Origin of the sequence: Nostocoides jenkinsii Ben 74 (assembly GCF_001046875.1) — a bacterium.
Taxonomy (GTDB): Bacteria; Actinomycetota; Actinomycetes; order Actinomycetales; family Dermatophilaceae; genus Nostocoides_A; species Nostocoides_A jenkinsii.
The window spans coordinates 505,119-524,854 of sequence record NZ_HF571038.1 but is presented as its reverse complement, the minus strand read 5'-3'; the positions used below and the strand labels follow the sequence as shown (position 1 = coordinate 524,854).

General features: G+C 67.1%; 27 protein-coding genes and 1 pseudogene. 7 read left to right on the top strand and 21 right to left on the bottom strand.

Annotated features, from left to right (window positions below; translation table 11 throughout):
• Positions 1 to 434: 434 nt before the first annotated feature.
• From BN13_RS02510 to BN13_RS02500, 3 genes are read left to right on the top strand one after another with little or no spacing between them, the layout of a single operon-like run.
• Entirely contained in the window at positions 435 to 938 is a 504-nt protein-coding gene (locus BN13_RS02510; protein WP_157038398.1) for a hypothetical protein, read from the top strand.
• Between the two features lie 22 nt (positions 939 to 960).
• On the top strand, positions 961 to 2,016 hold the full coding sequence (locus tag BN13_RS02505; protein ID WP_157038397.1) for a hypothetical protein: 1,056 nt from the start codon (positions 961 to 963) through the stop codon (positions 2,014 to 2,016).
• A gap of 53 nt (positions 2,017 to 2,069) precedes the next feature.
• A complete protein-coding gene (locus tag BN13_RS02500; RefSeq protein WP_048544168.1) occupies positions 2,070 to 2,384 on the top strand; it encodes an LSm family protein in 315 nt (104 codons plus the stop codon).
• Positions 2,385 to 2,510: 126 nt separating this feature from the next.
• Here BN13_RS02500 and BN13_RS02495 read toward each other — a convergent pair whose 3' ends face one another.
• Positions 2,511 to 2,990, bottom strand: a complete 480-nt coding sequence (locus BN13_RS02495; protein WP_048544167.1) for a hypothetical protein — start codon at positions 2,988 to 2,990, stop codon at positions 2,511 to 2,513.
• Positions 2,991 to 3,058: 68 nt separating this feature from the next.
• Between BN13_RS02495 and BN13_RS02490 the strand changes: the two genes are divergently transcribed.
• Positions 3,059 to 4,198 (top strand): hypothetical protein, encoded by a 1,140-nt coding sequence (locus tag BN13_RS02490; protein ID WP_048544166.1) that lies wholly within the window; start codon positions 3,059 to 3,061, stop codon positions 4,196 to 4,198.
• Here BN13_RS02490 and BN13_RS02485 read toward each other — a convergent pair.
• The 3 genes from BN13_RS02485 to BN13_RS02475 are packed head-to-tail and all read right to left on the bottom strand — an operon-like array spanning position 4,195 to position 5,698.
• Positions 4,195 to 5,124: a hypothetical protein gene (locus tag BN13_RS02485; protein ID WP_048544165.1), complete on the bottom strand. Its 930-nt coding sequence runs from the start codon at positions 5,122 to 5,124 to the stop codon at positions 4,195 to 4,197. The two genes, BN13_RS02490 and BN13_RS02485, sit on opposite strands and share 4 nt — an antisense overlap.
• Complete coding sequence (locus BN13_RS02480) at positions 5,121 to 5,429, bottom strand: hypothetical protein (RefSeq protein ID WP_048544164.1); 309 nt, start codon at positions 5,427 to 5,429, stop codon at positions 5,121 to 5,123. Before BN13_RS02480 ends, BN13_RS02485 begins: the two co-directional genes overlap by 4 nt.
• Complete coding sequence (locus tag BN13_RS02475) at positions 5,426 to 5,698, bottom strand: hypothetical protein (RefSeq protein WP_157038396.1); 273 nt, start codon at positions 5,696 to 5,698, stop codon at positions 5,426 to 5,428. Before BN13_RS02475 ends, BN13_RS02480 begins: the two co-directional genes overlap by 4 nt.
• Before the next feature lie 259 nt (positions 5,699 to 5,957).
• Here BN13_RS02475 and BN13_RS02470 point away from each other — a divergent pair, with 259 nt between their 5' ends.
• Entirely contained in the window at positions 5,958 to 6,896 is a 939-nt protein-coding gene (locus BN13_RS02470; RefSeq protein WP_048544159.1) for a hypothetical protein, read from the top strand.
• Positions 6,896 to 7,921, top strand: a complete 1,026-nt coding sequence (locus tag BN13_RS02465) for a DNA-methyltransferase (RefSeq protein WP_048544155.1) — start codon at positions 6,896 to 6,898, stop codon at positions 7,919 to 7,921. Before BN13_RS02470 ends, BN13_RS02465 begins: the two co-directional genes overlap by 1 nt.
• Before the next feature lie 395 nt (positions 7,922 to 8,316).
• Here BN13_RS02465 and BN13_RS02455 read toward each other — a convergent pair whose 3' ends face one another.
• From BN13_RS02455 to BN13_RS02390, 16 genes and pseudogenes are all read right to left on the bottom strand, one after another.
• Positions 8,317 to 8,526: a hypothetical protein gene (locus BN13_RS02455; RefSeq protein WP_048544150.1), complete on the bottom strand. Its 210-nt coding sequence runs from the start codon at positions 8,524 to 8,526 to the stop codon at positions 8,317 to 8,319.
• A 155-nt stretch (positions 8,527 to 8,681) separates the two neighbouring features.
• Entirely contained in the window at positions 8,682 to 8,963 is a 282-nt protein-coding gene (locus BN13_RS02450; protein WP_048544148.1) for a hypothetical protein, read from the bottom strand.
• Positions 8,960 to 9,709, bottom strand: a complete 750-nt coding sequence (locus BN13_RS02445; protein ID WP_048544146.1) for a hypothetical protein — start codon at positions 9,707 to 9,709, stop codon at positions 8,960 to 8,962. Before BN13_RS02445 ends, BN13_RS02450 begins: the two co-directional genes overlap by 4 nt.
• 4 nt (positions 9,710 to 9,713) lie before the next feature.
• A complete protein-coding gene (locus BN13_RS02440; RefSeq protein WP_157038395.1) occupies positions 9,714 to 10,220 on the bottom strand; it encodes a hypothetical protein in 507 nt (168 codons plus the stop codon).
• A 219-nt stretch (positions 10,221 to 10,439) separates the two neighbouring features.
• The gene (locus BN13_RS02435; protein WP_048544143.1) at positions 10,440 to 12,011 is read right to left on the bottom strand and encodes a DUF7007 domain-containing protein; all 1,572 of its coding nucleotides are present in this window, start codon (positions 12,009 to 12,011) and stop codon (positions 10,440 to 10,442) included.
• Between the two features lie 22 nt (positions 12,012 to 12,033).
• On the bottom strand, positions 12,034 to 12,207 hold the full coding sequence (locus tag BN13_RS20130) for a hypothetical protein (protein ID WP_235433907.1): 174 nt from the start codon (positions 12,205 to 12,207) through the stop codon (positions 12,034 to 12,036).
• A gap of 49 nt (positions 12,208 to 12,256) precedes the next feature.
• Positions 12,257 to 12,343 (bottom strand): annotated as a pseudogene (locus tag BN13_RS20860) (hypothetical protein); the annotation flags it as partial.
• A 157-nt stretch (positions 12,344 to 12,500) separates the two neighbouring features.
• On the bottom strand, positions 12,501 to 12,713 hold the full coding sequence (locus tag BN13_RS02430) for a hypothetical protein (protein WP_048544142.1): 213 nt from the start codon (positions 12,711 to 12,713) through the stop codon (positions 12,501 to 12,503).
• Positions 12,710 to 13,063, bottom strand: a complete 354-nt coding sequence (locus tag BN13_RS02425; RefSeq protein ID WP_048544141.1) for a VVA0879 family protein — start codon at positions 13,061 to 13,063, stop codon at positions 12,710 to 12,712. Before BN13_RS02425 ends, BN13_RS02430 begins: the two co-directional genes overlap by 4 nt.
• A gap of 17 nt (positions 13,064 to 13,080) precedes the next feature.
• Complete coding sequence (locus tag BN13_RS02420) at positions 13,081 to 14,217, bottom strand: hypothetical protein (protein ID WP_048544140.1); 1,137 nt, start codon at positions 14,215 to 14,217, stop codon at positions 13,081 to 13,083.
• Positions 14,214 to 14,531 (bottom strand): hypothetical protein, encoded by a 318-nt coding sequence (locus BN13_RS02415; RefSeq protein WP_048544139.1) that lies wholly within the window; start codon positions 14,529 to 14,531, stop codon positions 14,214 to 14,216. Before BN13_RS02415 ends, BN13_RS02420 begins: the two co-directional genes overlap by 4 nt.
• 15 nt (positions 14,532 to 14,546) lie before the next feature.
• A complete protein-coding gene (locus BN13_RS02410) occupies positions 14,547 to 15,230 on the bottom strand; it encodes a nucleotidyltransferase domain-containing protein (protein WP_048544137.1) in 684 nt (227 codons plus the stop codon).
• Positions 15,227 to 15,679 carry a hypothetical protein gene (locus BN13_RS19530; protein WP_048544135.1) on the bottom strand — a complete coding sequence of 151 codons (453 nt, stop codon included), beginning with the start codon at positions 15,677 to 15,679 and terminating at the stop codon, positions 15,227 to 15,229. The genes BN13_RS02410 and BN13_RS19530 overlap by 4 nt, the downstream gene beginning before the upstream one ends.
• Positions 15,680 to 15,761: 82 nt before the next feature.
• Complete coding sequence (locus BN13_RS02400; RefSeq protein WP_048544134.1) at positions 15,762 to 16,724, bottom strand: right-handed parallel beta-helix repeat-containing protein; 963 nt, start codon at positions 16,722 to 16,724, stop codon at positions 15,762 to 15,764.
• Between the two features lie 29 nt (positions 16,725 to 16,753).
• Positions 16,754 to 17,656: a right-handed parallel beta-helix repeat-containing protein gene (locus BN13_RS02395; RefSeq protein ID WP_048544132.1), complete on the bottom strand. Its 903-nt coding sequence runs from the start codon at positions 17,654 to 17,656 to the stop codon at positions 16,754 to 16,756.
• The gene (locus BN13_RS02390; RefSeq protein ID WP_157038394.1) at positions 17,653 to 18,087 is read right to left on the bottom strand and encodes a hypothetical protein; all 435 of its coding nucleotides are present in this window, start codon (positions 18,085 to 18,087) and stop codon (positions 17,653 to 17,655) included. The genes BN13_RS02395 and BN13_RS02390 overlap by 4 nt, the downstream gene beginning before the upstream one ends.
• Before the next feature lie 53 nt (positions 18,088 to 18,140).
• Here BN13_RS02390 and BN13_RS02385 point away from each other — a divergent pair, with 53 nt between their 5' ends.
• Entirely contained in the window at positions 18,141 to 19,217 is a 1,077-nt protein-coding gene (locus BN13_RS02385; RefSeq protein ID WP_048544124.1) for a hypothetical protein, read from the top strand.
• Here BN13_RS02385 and BN13_RS02380 read toward each other — a convergent pair.
• A complete protein-coding gene (locus BN13_RS02380; protein ID WP_048544120.1) occupies positions 19,214 to 19,693 on the bottom strand; it encodes an HAD domain-containing protein in 480 nt (159 codons plus the stop codon). The two genes, BN13_RS02385 and BN13_RS02380, sit on opposite strands and share 4 nt — an antisense overlap.
• Between the last annotated feature and the right edge of the window lie 43 nt (positions 19,694 to 19,736).

Sequence of the window (19,736 nt, the reverse complement as noted above, 5' to 3'; positions counted from 1 at the left end):
GTTCAGCCACAGCAGAACCGTCCTGTCGCCGACCAGCCACAGCCGGAGAGTCGTTCTGTCGCTCCCCCGGTTCAGCAGCCGACTGGTCGCGTAGCCGCCCCCGTCCAGCAGTCCTCGGGTGGCGCAGAAGCCCCGACCAGTCGTCCTTCGCGCTTCGAGTCACCGTCCCCTCAGTCGGATCAGTCTGCTGCGGCTCCGCAGGAAGCTCCGAGTGAGCCGTCGATCCACGGTGCGCCCAGGTTGCGGCCTGATATAGTCGCGCCGTCAGAGCCCGGACGCCGGGTTTCGCAGCCCGGCGGTGGCACCCCGCCCGCAATAGCGGAAACGACACGAGGTGATGAGTGACGATGGCGGTGCAACAGCCGGTCCGCCGCCCGCAAGGGGCACCGGGTGGCGGCCAGTTCGCCCCAGGAGGCGGGTCGGAGCCTGCCCCCTTGAAGTTGTGGAACGACGGCGAGGGAACCTACGAGTTTCCGCCGTACTGCTACACGGCTAGGGAGGCAATCGAGTTTTGGAGCAAGGTCGAGATTTCGGATCGGACGCTCAATCACTTCATCTCGGGCTACGCCATGCTTCTCAACGAGCACAAGTCGTATCTGCGCTCGGAGTGGGAACTCAAGAACCCCCAACCACGACGCGACGTCGAAGGGTGGAAAGCGCGGCGGGACGCCGCGATCAAAGAGGGGATGTCGTCGTGGCCTCGACTGGATGCGCCGATGGTTCGCCCCGTGCTGCGCATCATGCAGATGCGCCTCTCGTCGCGCACCATGCCGCCCGATGAGCGTCAGCGATTGTTTGACACGCTGGTTTCCCTCCCCGGTTACCCAAGGCCAGCCACAATCGAGCGGGTATACGCCTCTTACCGGGGGCACTTGCTGATCCCTTACATGGTGGACCCCGAGTTTTACGACCTGCCAGAGATTCCTCAGCGCCCGTGAAGCCCCCGCCCGCAATATGGGCATGAGCGGAAACAACCAACCTCGCGTCCCGGCGGGCAACCCGAACGGCGGACAGTACGGATCAATGCCCAAGGGCGAGCCGACCCCCGGCCAGTTGCGGTGGGCCGCACGCGGCGAAGACCTCGAAGCGGGCCGATTCGTGCCCGCGATCACGCACGGCACCACGATCGACCCCCGGCGAACCAGCCGACGCAAAGAGTGGTGGGACTCCCACTTCTCTGCGGCGCAGTGGGGTGCCCCTCGGGGCGACTATCCGAAGATGCCGGATGACTACACCCCCGGAAACACCGGCGGTCAGGCGTTGTCGGGTGGTCGGCGCACCCACCGGATGCGGTATGAGTCGGATGGCGTCTCGGTGCGGATGCCGTCGAAGACCTCGATTCGGCGCTTCGCCAAGGAAGGTCACGGGACGTTCGACGTGCCCTACTCGGTGACCGGCGAAGACGGCAAGGCCCTGTCTGGGTGGGCGCGCGTTTCGGGGCCGCAGAACGGCTTGTGGGACGTCCAGATCGCCGGCAACGGCTCGAACGCCACCGAACTGGCGGCCCGCGAGATCATTCACGCCACCCTGGAAGGCCGCCGACCGTCCGTCCCGGTCTCGGACGTCAACGCGATTGTCGAGCAGCGTCGCCGGGAGAAGCGGGCTGCCGGTGTGCCGGTCGCCGAGGTGAAGTCGACCTGGATCGACGGAACCGGGTTCGCCGCGGACCCGGAAGCCAAGGATGGCTCCGGCCTGATGGTGATGACCACCAACGGCAAGAAGTACGGCTACAAGGCGACGTTCGCCGACTACGAGGCGGTGCGCGATTCCCGGTCGCCGGGTGCCACATTCACGGCCCGGATCAAAAAGCAAAAGGAGCGGATCAACGTCGAGCAGTGCCCATCCTGTCAGTGGTTCACGCCCGACATCGAAGCGCACCGATGCCAGATTCGGCGCGGCGACGTGGAGTCGACACCGTCGACGTTCGCGCAGAGCGCCCGCGGCGCGGCGACGACCGCCTTGGGCCGGTTCGCCCAGCGCATCAGCGGACGACAGGCAGATCGGCAGGCCGGTTGATGGGGCCGGACGGCCCCGGCGATTCGTCGGGGCCGCCTGCGCTCAGCAGAGGCATGAACTCTGATGTATTCGCAATCGCCCTGGCCGACGAGGCTGCTCGGGCCGTCAAGGAAAGCAAGATCGTCGTCGCCATGCAGCCTGGCTCGGATTGGGCGGCAGGTCTTCCTCTCGCTGTCCGCGCGATGGCCCAGTACGTTCTCGCTGATGGCGAGCCGGTCGAGCGGGTGACGGTGATGGTCGATCAAGCCGGTGTGGCCGAGAAGTTCGTCGGCACACTGACCGCGGTCGATGACGCCACTCTCGCCTTGCGGTGTCCGGCATGGGAGATCACCTTCCCGTTGGATGCGATCGTCCTGATGGTGCTCTGACGGAGATCGTCGTTCGCGCGCAGCCGACGGTGACGCGCCAGCTAACCCTTATCGGCCCTGAGCGGGCGCGTCGAACGCCGCCACGTCGGGCAGGACGTGGCGGTGTTACCGGCTGGCGGGAACCGACTAGTCGTCGTCGTTGTCGCGGACGGCGAACCAGATCGCCCCGAGCCCATGCAGGCAGGTCAGGAACGACCGCTCGTCGGCAGCGTCGAAGGTGACGACGCTGCCGCTCGGCAGCGGGACGTCGGTGTAGGGCTGGTAGTGGTGCGCCATTTCCAGCAGCGGCATGTCGAGAGTCCACTCCGTCAGCGGGAACGGTTCAGCCTTGTCGCGCGCGATTGCCGTCAACTCGGCGTCGGTCGGGGTCGGGTCGAACTCGGCCCCTTCCAGGGCGTTGCGGGAGGCTGCGGTGACGACGCCTGACAGAACTTCGGCGCGGGCGGCGAGTGCGTCCTTGTCGTCCATCGCGGCATAGCCGTCAATGAACTGGTCGATGATCTCGGCGAGGCTATCCGCGAAGAATGTCTCGGACTCGGGGGCGTCGGGTCGCCGGAGCGCGTAGGTCTCGGCGAGGTCTGGGTCGGTGGACGGTAGGGTGCTCATGCTCGTTCTTTGCCGACCGCCCCGCCGGCGCGGCCGAGAGATGCGGACCGACTGCGCTCAGAGACGGCATGAACACCTGGACGTTGACCCCCGCCGAGTATGCCGCCACCGTCGCCAAGGTCGCGGCCATCAACAAGCGCGCCGCGAAGCGCGGGTTCACGGGCCGGTTCGAGTTGTCTGGCACGACGGTGACTCGCAAGGCTGAGAACGGTGTCGGCGAGTACGTCTTCGTGGAGGCGACGTTGACCGGCGAGCCGCCCTGCTATGACGGGTGGACGTTCTTGGCGGCGATCGACGCGGTCGCCACGGATGCGGGAACCGAGTTCTTGGTGCGGTGCGCGCCGGGGGTGGACGAGAGCCTGGTCGACCGTTCGGCCCTGCGCGAGGGAGCCTGCGACCACTGCGGCACCAAGCGGAACCGTCGCCGCGTCATGCTGGTGACGGACGGCACCACGGTCAATCAGGTGGGGGCGACCTGCATCAAAGACTTCCTCGGATGGTCGACCCTGCCCGCGTTCATCGACACTGAGTCGGTTCGGGACGGTTTCGGTGGTCTTGGCGGCGGAACCCCGTCCGCCACCGTTGAGACCGTGATCGCCGTCGCCTACGCCGCCGTGCAGCGGTTCGGCTGGGGCTCGACGTACAGCAAAACCCCCACCCGCATGGTCGTCTCGGATGTCCTGTTCGGCAGCCGGAAGAAGGACGCCGAGCTTCGCGCCGAACTTGCGCCGTTCATCGAGCAGGGGGAAAGGATGGCCCCGGCCATCACCGAGACGGTGCTGGCTCACGTCGTCGAGTCCGGTGACTCGTTTGAGGCGAACCTGGCGGTGATTCTGCGCGCCGAGTATGTCCCCGACAACGGTTACGGCATCCTGTGCGCGGCCATCCCGGTCTACGACCGCCTCGTCGGGACGAAGAAGGCCGAGACCGAGCCCGTGGTCGACGCCTGGATCGGCACCAAGGGCGAGAAGGTCACGGTGACGGGCCGCATCACGACCGCCCTGACGGTCGACGGTTACGCCTACGGCAGCACGCAGCGCCTCGTCGTCATCGAGACTCCTGCCGGGGTTGTGAAGACCTACACGGCGGCGGCGTGGGCCTACGACGTCGACTCCGGCGACGAGGTCACCGTCACGGGGGTCGTGAAAGAGCACGACACCTACCGGGACCGCAAACAGACGGTGCTTGTGCGGCCTAAGCGGGCCTAGCCTGCGGCCTTGCGGTTGGCGTTGGGGCGACGACGAGCAGCCAGCCGTTCCCGCTCTGCGGCCCACCACGCCTGTTCGGACTCTCTCGGGATGCGGACGTTGCTGTAGTAGTCGACGTGGAAGTAGTCGGTCATCGAGTCGATCTCGAACCTGCCGTACCGTCTCACGATCTGCTCGACGCGACGCTCCAACTCGATGAACTCGTCACGGTCGGTGCGTCGGAAGGCCCCGTGCTCTTCGGCGACCTGGGCCTTCCACGGGTCGACCCGGTCGGCGTCTTTGACGCCTTCGATGTCAACACTGACGCTTGACCCGTGGCGCGTCTTAACCCGATAGGTCAGGTTCGATGGCAGCCACCCGACGGCGATCGCGTCCTTGATGTCTTGTCGAGCCAGAGCCGCCACTTCGGTGACAGGGCGTCGTCCGTCTCCGCGTCGGGAGCCAATCGGGACGGGGCCGTAATGCCCTTGCTCGGTGCCGATCACGGGAACCTCGAAGACGACTTTTCCGCGCCGCAACCGCACCGGCCTGCCGTCTTCGCCCCGGTCCACCTGGACGGCGACGTCGCCATTGTCGGTGACGTAGTCCAGTCCGGCGGCGCTCAACTGGAACTCGTAGTCGAGAGGTTCGGGGTCTCGCTCGACGTCGTCGATGACCGGCGTGGGCGTGTCGGCCACGTCGAAGTCCGGGAACGCCGTCGCGCCGCCATAGTCCGGCAGGTCGTCCCGATCACGGTAGTCGTGGTCGGTGGTGAACGGTTCCCCGTCAAGTCCGACGTGCGCGGGGACGCCGTCACTCTCGACCACCAGGTTGCCGCCGCATTCCACGCAGACCAGCGCCCCGAGGCCGGACCCTTCGCTGCGGGCGTGGGCGCGGAACTGGCCGCCTTCTCTGACGCCTGCCGGAACCCGAACGTGGTTGCTCATACCCGTACTGCGGGCGGGGCGGTCCTGGACCGGGGTCGGACGCCGCACGCCAAGAAGTAGGGGCGCAGCAGCCGCATCGTCACCAGCGGGTCCACGAACCCGAGGCTGGCTTCGGCCAAAGACTTGTCCCGGAGCAAGTCGCCGACCGGGCCGGGGAAGTCGGTGTAAAGGTCGGGGTCGATCCCCGATTCCCACGAGCCGATGGTCGCGGCGTCCCGGTCGGATCGGCGTTGACTCGAATCGCGTCGAATCCACGTCAAGGCGGCGTCTAAACCGGCGAGGTTGAACGATGGCGGCGTGGTCACTTGTCCACCGTCCGAGCCGCCGAGATCAATGCGGCGTCGATGATTTCGCGAGCGTCGTCGTGGTGCAACTTCCCGTTGTGGAACCGCAGCAGCCGCAACACTTGCCGCCCCTGGCACATCAACTGCCCGTCGACGCAGTACAAAACGCCGGTCACGGACGACGCTGGGCCACGCCGTCGCCGCCGGTAGGTGACGGTCGCCTCGTCTTTGGGCAGCCGGTAATACTTGCCGGAGCCGATGTTGAGGCTTTTCCCGTGGTTGAGACCCATGCCAATTCTTTGCCGGTCCGTCGGCCGCCGTGGCCGCTGGTCGAAGAGCGCGCTCGCCTGGTGCAGGCGGGTCGTCTTGACCACCCGCATCTGGGAGGTAGACGGCGAACTCCACCGTGAGGGCGACTTGCCCGCCATCGTGTGGGCTGACGGGTCCAAGGTGTGGCGGGCCGTGGCGGCGGCCTCCCCGCGATCGTGTGGACGGGAGCGTCGAGTGTTGGGTCAATGGCGTTCGACACCCCCCGCCCGCAATGAAGGCATGAGCGTTCACGACGAGTCCCAGCATCCCCGAGGTCGCGGCGGGAAGTGGGTCGCCAAGCAAGGCGGCGAGCCCGACGTTGATCTGGGGGCGGTCGAGAATCCCCTGGCTCCGGAGGGCGTGCGCGCCGCGATGACGACCGACGACCTGTCCGACGAGGTCGTCGACTACGTTCTGACCCACGACCAGGACGGAGGCCCCCGCGATTTCGAGTTGCCGGAAACGGGGCATCGTCTGCGGTCGGGGGACTACGCCATGCTGGAAACGTTCACCACCACCTCCTTGGCGATCGACAACTGGGGAACTCCGGTCGCCGGGATCGGGCACATCTGGGACGAGGACGACATCGTTGGCGTCGACATTCTCGCCAACGGCACAGGCCCGCGAACCGCGTCTCTCACCACCGAGAGCATTCGCTGGGACGACATCGTTCCCGACGCCGACGCGACGCCGCGGACGGTGGCCCGCGAGATCGCCCGCAAGATGATCGTCGCCGTCAACCGAGCCGACGTCATCGCCACCGTCGCCGAATCCCGGCGCAACACCGAACGCGCTCGGCTCCGGAACGAGCGTCAGTATTCCGTCGGGTGGTCCTACAACGACGCCCGACCGTTCAAGGATGCGATGCTTCCCTTCCCTGGCGAAGACTCGCCCCACGCCAGCGCTACCGGGCCGTGGTCGTGGAACGATGACGAATGGGCCGCCATCGACGCCCACGCGACACAAGCCGAGCGCGCCGAAGGGACGATTGCGACCGACACCGCCAGGGTCGCGGCCCTCGACCGGCTCAGCCAGTCCGGTCGATCCGATGCGATGCGGATGGCGTTCCCGCGTGTCCCCGACGACGTTGCTGCGTCGCTGTTGGACGGCTGGAGCGACGCCGACCACGCGACGAAGATGGCAACCGTCTCCCTGATCGCCGAGATCGACGCCAACTGATGGTCGAGCCGTTCTTCCGCGACGATCGAGTCACGGTCTATGCCGAGAGCGCCTTGGCTGTCCTGGGCGACCTCCCTGCCAACAGCATCGACGCTGTCTGCACCGACCCGCCGTATGCGATCGGCTTGATGCGAACGTCGTGGGACACGTTCCGCAGCGCCGCGCGCTTCCAGGAATGGTGCACGCAGTGGGGCGAGCAATGTTTTCGCGCGATCAAGCCGGGCGGGCACGTCGTCGCGTTCGGCGGAACCCGGACCTGGCACCGGTTGACGTCCGGGCTGGAAGATGCCGGGTTTGAGATACGGGACTCGCTAGCGTGGCTGTACGGATCAGGGTTCCCGAAAGCCGTCAACCTGACCGACGACACCGGGGACCGCACCGGGTGGGCGACCGCGTTGAAGCCGGGATTCGAGCCGATCGTCTTGGCGCGTAAGCCGGTCGAGAGGACCGTCGCGAGTAACGCCGCCGCATATGGCACGGGGGCGCTGCGTGTCGACGCCTGCCGTCTGCCGACAACGGACTCGCTCGGTGGCGGCAGTAGCGCTAAAGGCCGCGTCATGTCCACCGACGGGTGGACTCGACCGTGGATGGCGGACGCTGTTGCCGTTGCCGCCAGCGCGTCTCGTTCTCGCGCGTCGACAGCCCGATCGGAAGCGTTGGGCCGCTGGCCTGCCAATGTTGTCCTTGACGATCAGCAGGCCGACATTCTCGATCAACAGGCTCCGGGGGCGTCCCGTTTTTACTATGCGGCCAAGCCTGGAACGGCAGAGCGCCCCCGCGTCGACGGCGTGAGCCACCCCAGTGTGAAGCCGTTGGCGTTGATGCGCTGGCTCATCCGTCTGGTCACCCCTGCCGGTGGCGTCGTCCTCGACCCGTTCGCGGGATCGGGAACAACGGTGGAGGCATGCCTGCTCGAATCGCGACGCTGCATCGCGATCGAGCGCGATCTCTCCTTTCTGCCGCTGATCGAGCACCGGTTGACGCGGCAGGCCGACCTTCTCCGAACGGAGAGCGAAAGTGCTTGACACCTACTGACCGACGCCACGGCACCTGGACTCGATCCCCGACGCACCGCGAGGTGTGCTGTCCATCGCGCCGCGGGTGCTCGCGTGCGAGCAGTGCCACGTCCGTGCGGACGCCGCGTCGGCCGGGAACCCGGCAGTGGTCGACCGACATCCCAGCATCGTCGAGACGTTGTCCCACTTCGGGTTTCACCGCGGCGGCTGGTCGAGCTCGGACGACGATCCCCGCCTGTGCAGGCCGTGCCGGTTGGCCCGCGAATGCGGCTGCGATCGCTGCGAGAACGAACGGTCGGCACGGCGCTAGAGCCGGTGGTGGGTGGACCTGGACGGGTTTCTCGACGTCGACCACGCCATCCCCTCGCGCGGCAACGGAGGCGTCCAGGCCCGCCCACAACGCCCTATGCGGCAAACGGAAATGCAGCCCGCCAGGCCACCCCGAGAGCGCCCATCGGGACATCTCGTGCCGTCATATCAGGGTGGGTCTCGACCATGCCCACGGCGATCGCCACGGGGTGCTCTCCACGGTCGATGAACAGCGTCGGCTGGCTCGGAGCGCCGTGCTTGACGACCTCGACGGACCAGTTGCGATAATGCCGGGGCAGCGCCACCGCGAGATAGCGCAGCGCCCAGGCCGCACTATCTGCGGCGTGCGCCCCCCAATGGGGAATCGAGAACGTGGTCGACGCGGGCGGGGTGGCCGTCGATGATGACGCGGGCGAGATCGGTGCCGGTGCTCATGTTCTTCACCGAGCGCAGCGAGGCCCTAGAGCCGGTTTTCGCGACGGGTGGTGGCGGCGAACTGCCCTCCCCGAGGCGTTCCCGCCGGATGCCGCCCCCGCTGCGCCGACTTGCTGGCAACCAGCATGTCTGCCCAGGCTTGCAGGGCGCGCTCAGATTCGCTGGCGTCGAACGGCTCATCCGAGCCGAAGCCAAACCTGCTGTCGACGTCAACGTCAACACCGTCCCAGGACAGCCGCTCGTCCCAGTCCGTCAAGGCCGCTTCGTCGGCGTCAGCGCACCCTGCGTGCCAGGAGTCGGCGCTCATCGGGCCATCTCCGTGACGGGGAGACGGACCAGTGAATCCATCGTTGCGACGAACCAGCGCTGACCAGCCCACCCCAGGCCGACGAACTGTTCGGCGGTCGAGGCGATCTCGGCCTCCGTCATTGACGGCCAGACGAAGCCGACGATCAACCGGGCGACCTCGCCGTCGCCGTTCGTGGCGGCGAGCATGTTCGCCAGGCTCCCCGCCCGCGACATCACGGTGATCGGAGTCTTCGCGCGCGGCCCCAACTCCCCGAGAAGTAGATCGACGTAGGTGCGGTTGTCGGCGTGGCGGATACGGTCAGCCGTTTGACGCAGAATGACGTCGTCTCGGTCGGTGTAGACGACCGACAGGAGTTCGGCCAGCCACCGCCTCGCGAACGTCGGCGCGAGCAACTTGATCCGCCGCACCGATTCGGTGGGGCGACTCAACGCCTTCTCGACCGCGGAGACGATGGCGTTGATGGCGACGACGACGGCCTGTTCGCCTGTCTGCCCCTGCCGGACTTCCACCTGGTCGGCGGAAACCGTGGTGACCAGGACGCCGTGGTCGCGTATTTGCACCGCGATCGGATCGACCTCCGTGCAGACATCCCCCACATGGTCGGCGTCCAGGATGAACGGGACCAGGGCGGCAGCGAACGCCAGAGCCCAGTTGGCTTCGACGTCGAGGTTGGTCCCCAGGGTCTTGTCAAGGTCGTGGGAGGCCCGGTCGGGGTGCTGGTCGATGGCGTCGCTGATTGTCATGCGTTCACTGAGCGCAGTGGTCGACGCCGAAGACATACTCGATGGCAGACTCGAACGGCGGGTTGCTTCGGTCGAGCGCGTCGTCCGCCATCGCGCCCCAGTGGGTGGCGGTCCACCAAGACAGGTCGGCGACTACGCCGCCCGGTTCCGTTACGGACAATTCCGGGTCGGGACCGTAGCCTGTTTCGTCGCCGCCGAGATACACCAACGACTGACCGTCGTGGTCGCAAACTCCCGTCAACTGGGTCGGTCGCTGGTCGCCGACAAGAATGCTGAACGTCTTCGCCTTCGGGTACGCGGTGCGAACCTGAGTCGCCGTCAATGCGACGACGGCGCGGTCCAAATCCTCATCGGGGCAGTCGAGATAGTCGCGCCAGGCGGTCGCCAACGGCCCGGACGGCTCTGCGGCAACGTCCGGGCCGAAGTCAACAGTGGGTTCCGACTTGGGGTGGGTCGCGAACTCGCCGCCCCGCTTGGTGCCCGCGGGCACTCTGTGGATCGTCGCCGTCATACCCGTATTGCGGGCGGGGGCTGGCGGACGCCGTGGACCCAATACTCGGTGGTCCCGTCCGCCCGCATGACGGCGGGGAGCCCGTTGTCGCGGTGGGGTTGGCCGTCGACCTCCCAAAACTGGTCTCCGTCGGCGTCGATGCGGGTCGGTGGAGCGCAGTCGCTCCACATCGGTGGCCCAGGACGGACATTCACCGGAATGGGGTCTGAGGCAGCGGTGTCAGGAGGTGGCGCGGCGAAGAGCTTCGATCCGGGCTGCCGTGCGCTCTCGTTCCTCCCGCGTTGTGGCGTGTTCGTGCTGCCACATGGCGACTTGGATCGCTTGCGACGCCAACAGGGCTGGTTCGCGGGTGTCGGGGGCGTCGATGGCGTCCCAAGTATCCTTCGAGACAGGAATGACCAGGGTGTCGTCCGGCTTGGCGCTGTTCGGGTCGCCAGCGTCCTGAATGTAGTAGTTCCGCTTTCCGTTGCTGACCATGACGGTCTTACCGTTGACATAGCCGTCTTCGACGAGCTGGCGCAGCGTTCGGACGCTGCCGTCCTGGTCGAGCCACCGCTTGTTCAGTTCGGATTGAATACGCAGCGCCGTCGCGGCCGGCATCGCGTCGAAGTCGGCAGTGATGGTGCGCACCCGCGCGGACTTCACCACGGGTTTCGGTGGGGGCGTGACGTCTCGGTAGGTCGCATCTTTGGGGACCGCAAAGACGCCGCCCGTCCACGCGCCGTGGCTGTATTTCTGTCCGCTGTCATAGTCGTCTTTCGGCACCAGGATGACGCGCTTCTCGGCGTCATCGCCCCGCTTGCCGCCGCGCGCGACGGTGACCGCCACCATGCCGTCTGCGTCGGTGAACTCGCCAGGGTCGGCCATTCGGGCCGAGATGGCGATCTCCCGTTCGGCGTTGGCGGCATACCAGTCGGCTTCGTCTTTGAGGCGTGACTCGCCGAACGGGATCGTCTGCCCTGTCGCTTCCTCGTACTCGTCGGGGAACCAGTTCTTGACCCCGGCAGTCATCTCGTTCACGAGCGACTGCCGAGACCTCCGGCCAGCCTGAGCCGCCGCCTCCGGAAAATGCATCAAGGCGATGTACGACTCGCCATCCTCTTCGTACCAGCCGCCAGGTCGACGCAGCGGCGCGGGAATCATCGCGTTGCGTTCCCGCGACAGCTTGACGCCGCCGTGCCCAGCGGTGGACACGACAGCGACGCCGGGGGCCGGGTGGCTGACGTGCTGCGCCGGTCCCCACGGGGTCTTCGACCCGTAGCCGAGCTTCCCGGTGGTCCCCCAGCGTTGCGGGTGGGTGTCCTGGTCCCAGGCGACTAAGGCTGCTTCGGCCTCGGCGAATGTCGCGTGCTCGCTCGTGGTGAAGGCGAGGGTGTCGGAGCGCCCCATCGCGCCCCATCCTCCGTCGAGACTCTGCAAGAGCGCGCCGCGAGCCCGCCCCGAAGCCAGCCGCTCAGTCGCGCCGATAGGCAGATCGCTGTCCGGGGCGATGGCGTGGCCGCCCGCGAGCAGTTCCTCGGAGGTGACGACTTCCCCGCTCGGCGACCTCCACATTCCGTTGCCGAAGCGAACCCACGACTCGCCGTCGCATCGGATGGCCTCGATGTTGGGGTCGTCCAGAACGACCTTGCTGAGCGCCAGGACGATCTGTGCGTCTTCGTCGGAGACTCCTTGGCCGTCGTCGAAGCCGGTCCCGACGATGTCTCCGAGACCGTCGGATTCACCGCGCCCCCAGGGTGCGTACTGGCCCCCGGTGGGGACGCCGGGCTTAACGCGAGGTTGAACACTCATGCCCGTATTGCGGGCGGGGGCGTCAATCGTTGTCGAAAGATTCCCGGACGATGGCGTCGTTCTCGCGCGTCAGTATCCCGACAATCGGGTAGTCCGGCTCCCAGTCGTCGTCGAGGTTGTGTCCGAAGACGACCTGCCAGTCTCCGTCCGGGACTGCCCCGTGGGCGATCGCCGCGGTGCCGGAGTGGTCGATCAACGGCAGCGACAGCCTGCCAACGCTTACCCGCCGTGACGTCGAAGTGCTCGAACGGGCTACCTTCGCGCTGAATCCAGTTCCGGCGCAGGCCAATCCGGACCGCGAATGCCACGAGTTCGGCGTTGCCGTCCGCCATCAGGTGGCACCAGGTTGAGGTGTGTGTCCGCGGCCCGTTCTCGACAGAGGCGGCGACGTGGGCGGCGTCGACATAGACCGTCACGGGGTCTTCTCACATCGGACCATGCAGGAACCAGGATGCCCAACGACCCGGTCGCACTCGGCGCGGCAGCCGGTCACAGCGCGGCCAGCGTGCGGAACGCCACGTAGACGAGAGCGACCAGGGACACCATCGACGCGATCCCGCAGACGGCGCTGATCGTCAAGGCGGCGACCCTGGCCGCGATACCGAGCAGACTCGGGCCGCCGAATGCGGGACTGATGAGGGCTAGGCCGACGCACCCTGATGCGCCGAACATGGCGACGAGGGCGCAGGCCAGGACGGTCATCGCGCGGCCTGGGCAGTGTCGGCGAAACGGAACGAGAACATCGGCGGTCGACCGTCAGGCAGGGTCACTCGCACCGGCCCCCGAAACAGACCGTAGGCGGTCCGGTCGCATCCGCGCGTCGGCTCCGTGCCGCCGATGGCGCGACCGACACACCACGACCCGAGCAGGTCGAGTGCCTGCACGACGGAGCCGTCCAGCCGCGTTCGCGGGTTCTCAGACAAGGCCGCGGCGAAGTCGTGGCCGTTGGCGACGTCCCCGCAGGCGGGGCAGGCGAACCGCCACGACATTAGGTCGCTACCGAAGAGGTCTTGACCGGCGGCACGCCAGTCGTTGTGGGTGAGTGTGGTCATGCCGGTGTTGAGCGCAGTCAACGACGCACCAGCACGACAGCGTTGGAGCCCGCAGCGAACCCGTGGGTCCGCTTGCCTTTCGGCAGGACGCCGATGAACTTGCCGCCACGAACGACGACCCGTCCGCCTTCGAGGTCGGTGACGGTTCCGTGGGTGCCGCCGTCGTATTGCCCGCCGAAGACCGTGATGTTGGCGTAGCGGTGGGTTCCGTCGAGCAGGTCGGCGGGGACGTCGACGTAGCCGTCCTGTCGGCGGCTAGTCATCTCGGCCTGGTAAGCGCGGACACTCTTCCGCTTCTGCAATAGATAGATCGCGGTGTCCTCGCCCTCGCCTGCCAGGCTCGGCCCGAGACGCCCGGTGTACTCGCCGTTGTAGGCGAACCTCCCTGCCGCTTCGAGTTCGGCGGTCCGGGCGTCAAAGGCTTCCGCGAACGGCTCAACCTGGTCAAGGTTCTCGTAGTCGCGATCGAACGTCCACATGCCGGTCCGTTCCGTCCGGGCCTGCGCCAGGTGCGGCCAACCAACCCGCTTCCTGCCTTGCCCGGAACCATCGACTCGAACACCGTGGACCCACGACTCGTCGTCTTTGGTGAAGAAGCCCTTCCTGGTCACGACAGCGGGGCCGTCTTCGCGGTGCGCCAGACCGTCAGCATCGAAATAGCGCTCGGTGCTGCCCTCCGTCACGACCGTGGTGTAGCCGCCTCTCGGGTGCGGCAAGTACGTCTCGGTGACGGTGGTGTCGCCGTCTTGCCGTGTCTGGCAGGACGTTTCCCAGTGTTCCAGCGCAGCCGCTTCCAGTTTGTGCCGGGGAACTTCGACGCCACCGACGAAGAACCGGTTGGCGACGCCGGGGCCGTGAACCGCCGGGCCTTCCAGTCGTGACCGTTTTCCGTGCTGGAAGAACTCTTCGCCGCCGTCCGGGTAGACGACCGCGGGGCCGGAAGGGTTGTGGAAGAAGCCGAGACGGTCGCGGAACTCAACGGTCCCGTCGTCGCGGCAGTAGCGTCGGTGGTAGGCGTGCGAGGCAGGGCTCGCGTCGTCGCCCCATTCGGAGGCGTCGGCAGGCAGACCGACACCTTCGCCTTTGCGTCCGGCGGCGAACTGCCCGCCTGCCGGGATGCCGCGAGGGTGCCGGTTCGGCGTCGATGTGCTCATGTCTCTGCTGCGGGCGGGGACGGGTTGGCTAGGACGCGGATACCGTTGACAACATCGTTTGTGGGATGGCCCCACGGGACGGTGCTGCGCCAGCACAGCACGACGCTGCCAGGCAAGCGGATGGAGGCCACCTTGCGGGCCGTCAGGATGGCGGCGGCGTTGCGGACGCGGAAATCGTCGTCGTGGATCGCCAGTGGTGGGCGCTTCGGCCACCACCGGATGACGGCGCGGACGGCCTGGGCCAGCATCCAGGCGGCGACGACGATGACGGGGCCGGACGCGAGCCCCGTCAGGAAGACGGGCAGGTTGGACATGAGCGGTCTTCCTGGTCAGCCGAGTCGACGGCGGACGTCGAGCAGGTAGGACTCGACGGCGGCGCGGTCGGGAGTGTCGGGCAGGATGGTGGGCTTGTGGAACTCATCCCCCAACCAGTCCACGAGTTTCCGCGCCCGCTGGTGGTCTCCGGCGGCGACGGCTTCGCCGAACGCGAAACAGCCGTCCCGGTCTGCGCGCACCACGACTTGGCCGGTTCGCCACAGCCGGGCTCCCTGATGGGCGAGCCGGTAGGCGTGCCGTGCCGTCTTTTCACGGCGGGCGGGGTTCTCGGACGCCATCGCTTTCTGGATTTGCGCGTTGGCGTAGCCGTAGAAACTGGTCTTGATCGCGGGGGCCGACAAGACTGCGCCGCGCAGGTCGCGTATCCGGTAGGTCTCGTCGGTTTCGTCGGTGTAGGCGTCCAAGTTCAACGTCTCGATGACCGTCGGGTTGCCGGACAGGCAGAGTCCGAGAAACTTGCCCACCTCGTGGACAGTGATGTCGCCGATGGAGGTCTTGCCGTGAAAGGTCAGCGCAGACCCGGTCGGCGGGTTCAAGCCGAGGAAACGGGACGACGGCAGGATCGCAACGCGGATCAAGTCGACGTCAGATTCGGGGTGGTCCAGGCCGTAGGCGCGGGAGCCGACGACGCCGGTCAGTAGTCGGCGGGCGGTCAAGAGTGGCGATTCGGTGTTCACAGCGTCTCTGAGCGCAGCGGCGCATACCGAGACGCCAGGACCATCAACAGTTCGGCGGACTCGACCGCGGTCAACGGGCGGACGGCCCGCTCGAACAAGGCGATGCCGGGTGCCCATTCGGCGGGTCCGCCGTCAGACGAGACGTGCTGCCCGTCCAGGATCACGGCCACCAGGATCGCGACGACAACTTCGTCGTAAGGCCGCATTCCCGTCTTGACGGACCCGAACTCGTGCCGGTCACGGTTGTGCGGCGAGGGCAGGAGGAAAGTCTCGTAGTCGTCCGGGGCAACCCCGTCGAGCCAAATGCCGTCGGCCTCGCTGATCCGCGGACCGACCGTCCCCTCGAAATTGCCGACAAGCGGCACGGTGGTGGCGGCGATGATCTTCTCGGCTTCGGCGACGACGACGGGGGTGGCGACGGAGTCGTGGAAGTAGTGCGTGTATCCCATGCCTTGGTTGAGCGCAGCAGGGGCCGAACAGGCGCACGGCCCCGGTCGGGGGACAACCGGGGCCGTGCGGGTTCGAGGCGGATCAGGATTCGACGGAACAGCCGACCGCCGACGGGAGCCGCTGACCGACAATCTGAACGTCAACGCCGGAGTCGACCACCAACGGCGTCTCGTCGCCGTTGTCGTAGTTGCCGAACTGGCAGACGTCAGTGTGTCCCGCCGTCAAGCCCGCAATCATGGTGTTGCGGGTGACGCCGTAGTTGAACGACGGCTGCGGGGCCGAGTTGGAGAACCGGACGTCCGCGACCTTGTTGTTCATGGCGGTCCAGTTCGTGCCGAGGCTGTAGACCGCGCCCTGGACGAACATGCCGTTGCCGCCGTTGCCGTTGGTGACGACATTGGTCAGGTTGATCGAGTAGACGTTGCGAATCCAGACGCCATTGCCGCCGTTGCGGGAGGCAATGATGCCGACCGCCGACGCTTCGGAGTGGTCGATCGTCATCCCGCCGGCGCGGCAGCCGGTGGCCCGGATGTCGGTGTAGGTGACCTTCCGGGTGCGCAGGCCGTTGTAGACGCACCAGCCGCCACTGTCGCGCCCGGTGACATTCGCCCACGTCTGTCGCATCGTGTACGGCGAGTTTTGGATGCCGCGGTGCTCGATCGCGTTGCCGGTCGTGTTGTAGACCTCAACGTTCTTGACGACCAGGTCGTCAACGGCCTTCAAGTAGATGCCGCGGGAAGCGGTGCCGGAGCCGTCAACGGACAGGTCGTGAATCTCGACACCAGGGTGGTGGACGGGGTTCGCCTCACCGACCCCGGCGTTGACGATCAACATTCCCTTGTAGCCGGGGGCGGCCTTGAGAATGGTTTTGCCGACGCCTGCGCCGCGCAGGATTTGCCAGTCCTGCAACACGATCGGTCGGTTGAGCAGGTAGACGCCTTGGCCGTAAGACAGCACCTTGGCCTGGGCAGACGATGCGGCCCCGAACAGGCCCGTGATGATGAGCGTCGCCGTGAGGGCGACCGCCGTGAGCACGCGATTCATTGTTAGGTTCTCTCTCTGGTTCGACCGGCTCAGTTGCCGGTCTTAGGGACGACGCAGTAGTCGTTCGTCTTCTTGTTGACCCGCAGGCCGGTGACGGGTGCGGACGCGGTGGCGTCGACGCGCCACGGGTTTTCGCGCCCGCCCTGGAACGCCCCGAGCCCGCACGGAGTCCACCCGACGACGACGCCGGTCAGCGACGCGGCGCGCGAGTTCCCCTCGAACCAGACGTCGTTGGTGCCATTGGCGCTGGACAGCCACGCGCTGCCCGCGGCGATGGTGGAATTGGTGATGCGGATGCCGGTTCCGGAGTTTCCCGCAGAGCGGACGTTGATTATCGTCGCACCGGAGGCGTTGCGCAGGACGAGGCCGTCGCCGCGGGTGTTGTTGACGGTCTGCACGGCCACGATGGCCGCGTTGGCGTGGGAGATGACCATTCCCGCGCCACAGTTCTGCACCTTCACGTTCGTGTAGTCGGCACCGCCGTTCGCGCCAGCGTTGCTGAACCCGAGGCCAGCGCAGTCCTTGATCGTGACATCGGTGAACTCTTGCTCACCAACGCCGACCGACGCGGTTCCGACGATGCCGACCTGGGTCGTGCCCTTGACTTCGACCGACTCGACGGTCACTTGGCTGGCGTCGGTCAGTTGCAGGCCGATCGTCGCCTGACTCTGACCGTCCAGAGTCAGGTCTTCGATGGTGGCCCCCGGACCGGCGGTCATCAGTGGACCGGTGTAGCCCGCGGCGGGAGCGATGACGGTCTGGCCGGAGCCGGAGCCGCGCGCGAGGCCGAAGGCCGGGACGACAATCGGCTTGTCGACGCGGACGACGCCGGTCGGCAAGAACATCGCGTCGGCTTGGCTGGTGGATGCGCCGAGACTCAGCCCGGCGATGGCGAGGGGCGGAACCGCCAACGCCATCAGGGTGCGCTTCATGATTTGTTCTCTCTCTCGTGGGTTCCCTCGCCCTTACTGCGGGCGGGGGCTGATTCGGGGTTCGGCAGACGCGCCGGAACGGGGTTGCCGTCGCCGTCGACGCCGGGGTCGGCGGCCAGCAATGCGACGGCGTCGACGAGCCCGCAGCCGTCCGGGATGGCCCCGGCGGCGGTGTAGATGTCGGGGGAACCGACGTAGCCGATCAGGACGTGGACGCCGTCGAGGGTCCACACGTTGAGGTGGCCGGTGATCGCGCCGACTTCGACGGTCATCACACCACCGAGGGGAGAGACGATTCCGACGCGGCCACGTTCGATCGGAGTTTTGATGTTCATCGCGGCTATGAGCGCAGTCACCCGGCGTCGGACGCGCCCCGCTGCGCTCATTGGAGGCATGCACATCGAGACCGTCGAGAAGACCATGATCGTCAAGACCCGTGGACGGGTCTGGTTCACCGGGGTGATGGGGGGGCACCAAGGCCCAGTTGGCGATCAACGACGTCAGCACCGACCTGCCGCTGGACAGCATCGTCACCTTTCGCGGCGACGACCTGTCCGTGCGAACCCGGTATGGCGTGACGCTGAAGTTCTCCGCTGGCGAGATCATCAGCGTCCGTGACGCGGCGCAGGCGCGCGAAGAGGCAGCCGCGCTCCGCGAGATCGAGAAGTGGGTCGGCTACGCCGAGGCCGACATCGCCCGCGACCTGGGGTATGTCTCCAACGCGATGAAGCAGGCCGTCACGCTTGGGGCGGGGCATCCCACGTTCGGCGCCCGCGTCGTGGAGATCGCGAAGCGCGCACTGGCGATCCGGGAGGCGGAACCGCGACGAGAGGCTGAGAAGTGGCTGGGTTGGGCCGAAGAGCAGGTCGTGGACGGTTTGACGTCATCCCGCAGCCTCGACGAAGCCCTGCGCCTGTGCGGAGCCTTCCCCGAGTTGGCCGACCGTCTGGCCGCGCTGCGGGGAGCGGTCGCCGCCAACCAGGAGAAGCGCCGGGCCACCGAGCCGAAGACAACCCTGCTGGCCGGGCTCGGCACGCTCGGGGTTCCGGTGCGGCACCGTGACGCGTGGGTGGTGTTCACCAAGGTTCTACGCCGCAGGGTCATCGACAGCGACGACCCTGCGGTCTACGGCGGGCACTTGCTCGGTTTCGAGGGGTCGCGCGGCTACGTGGTGGCCTACCGGGACGCGACGCTCGAAGAGATCGCCAACGCCGAGCAGGCGCGCAAGAGCAGGCCCGGTTGTTGCGGACGGAGCACCGCGTCCGGAAGATGGAGGCCCGCGCCATCGCCCGCACGATCGAGACCGACGGAGAGCGTCCCGAACGTGCGGGCTACCCGGACGGGGACCACTTTCTGGGTGAGCGGACCTTGTATGGCGGCGGGCAGTGGGTCGTGGTCGACGCGGACTACATCTGGTCGATGCACGGGAACGGCGCGGACGGCGACGACTGGTCGGCCAACAATGTCGGCGGCAACATCGGCTGGCGTATTCCGCGCACAGACAAGATGGTCGCCAGCATTCGCGCGCTTCACGACGCCGGAGCCCGGCTCTGACGGCTAACGCGGCAGGCGCTTAGCCCACGTTCGTGCCGCCGCCAGGTTGCGCAACGTCAGCCCAACTCGGTCGTCGACATGGACGACCAGGTTAGGGACGGCGACTAAGGCGAGTGCTTCGCAGTCGTCAAGCCACGCGAACGGGCGATCGCCGACGAAGTCCAGGATGCCGGGAACCTTCGAGTAGTGCGTCCGCAGGTTGAGCGAGGCGACCGGCAGGGACGGCAACCCGAGGATGGGGCCGAACTCGCGGTCGGCGATGCCCTCCCAGGTGGTGGCCCAGGCCAACTCGAACCGGTCTGACATCGCGGACAACCAGGCACCGTGCTGCCGGTGCAGGAACACTCGGTAGCGCCATCCTGCGCTGTCGAACGTCCGTTTGGTCACGAACCCGGCCCGTTCCGCTTGCCGGTTGGAGATGGACGGGTTGAGGACGCCGTCGACGTCGATCAGCAGGTAGGGCTTGGGGCGAGTGGTGCTCATGGTGATCCTCTGCGCTAGGGCCGGCCGCGACGGCCACGCCCGA

Bases quoted from the DNA above. Each gene is read 5' to 3' on its own strand.
- BN13_RS02505 (WP_157038397.1), top strand. From the start codon at position 961: ATGAGCGGAAACAACCAACCTCGCGTCCCGGCGGGCAACCCGAACGGC.
- BN13_RS02500 (WP_048544168.1), top strand. From the start codon at position 2,070: ATGAACTCTGATGTATTCGCAATCGCCCTGGCCGACGAGGCTGCTCGG.
- BN13_RS02495 (WP_048544167.1), bottom strand. From the start codon at position 2,990: ATGAGCACCCTACCGTCCACCGACCCAGACCTCGCCGAGACCTACGCG.
- BN13_RS02490 (WP_048544166.1), top strand. From the start codon at position 3,059: ATGAACACCTGGACGTTGACCCCCGCCGAGTATGCCGCCACCGTCGCC.
- BN13_RS02485 (WP_048544165.1), bottom strand. From the start codon at position 5,124: ATGAGCAACCACGTTCGGGTTCCGGCAGGCGTCAGAGAAGGCGGCCAG.
- BN13_RS02475 (WP_157038396.1), bottom strand. From the start codon at position 5,698: ATGGGTCTCAACCACGGGAAAAGCCTCAACATCGGCTCCGGCAAGTAT.
- BN13_RS02470 (WP_048544159.1), top strand. From the start codon at position 5,958: ATGAGCGTTCACGACGAGTCCCAGCATCCCCGAGGTCGCGGCGGGAAG.
- BN13_RS02465 (WP_048544155.1), top strand. From the start codon at position 6,896: ATGGTCGAGCCGTTCTTCCGCGACGATCGAGTCACGGTCTATGCCGAG.
- BN13_RS02450 (WP_048544148.1), bottom strand. From the start codon at position 8,963: ATGAGCGCCGACTCCTGGCACGCAGGGTGCGCTGACGCCGACGAAGCG.
- BN13_RS02445 (WP_048544146.1), bottom strand. From the start codon at position 9,709: ATGACAATCAGCGACGCCATCGACCAGCACCCCGACCGGGCCTCCCAC.
- BN13_RS02440 (WP_157038395.1), bottom strand. From the start codon at position 10,220: ATGACGGCGACGATCCACAGAGTGCCCGCGGGCACCAAGCGGGGCGGC.
- BN13_RS02435 (WP_048544143.1), bottom strand. From the start codon at position 12,011: ATGAGTGTTCAACCTCGCGTTAAGCCCGGCGTCCCCACCGGGGGCCAG.
- BN13_RS02430 (WP_048544142.1), bottom strand. From the start codon at position 12,713: ATGACCGTCCTGGCCTGCGCCCTCGTCGCCATGTTCGGCGCATCAGGG.
- BN13_RS02425 (WP_048544141.1), bottom strand. From the start codon at position 13,063: ATGACCACACTCACCCACAACGACTGGCGTGCCGCCGGTCAAGACCTC.
- BN13_RS02420 (WP_048544140.1), bottom strand. From the start codon at position 14,217: ATGAGCACATCGACGCCGAACCGGCACCCTCGCGGCATCCCGGCAGGC.
- BN13_RS02415 (WP_048544139.1), bottom strand. From the start codon at position 14,531: ATGTCCAACCTGCCCGTCTTCCTGACGGGGCTCGCGTCCGGCCCCGTC.
- BN13_RS19530 (WP_048544135.1), bottom strand. From the start codon at position 15,679: ATGGGATACACGCACTACTTCCACGACTCCGTCGCCACCCCCGTCGTC.
- BN13_RS02400 (WP_048544134.1), bottom strand. From the start codon at position 16,724: ATGAATCGCGTGCTCACGGCGGTCGCCCTCACGGCGACGCTCATCATC.
- BN13_RS02395 (WP_048544132.1), bottom strand. From the start codon at position 17,656: ATGAAGCGCACCCTGATGGCGTTGGCGGTTCCGCCCCTCGCCATCGCC.
- BN13_RS02380 (WP_048544120.1), bottom strand. From the start codon at position 19,693: ATGAGCACCACTCGCCCCAAGCCCTACCTGCTGATCGACGTCGACGGC.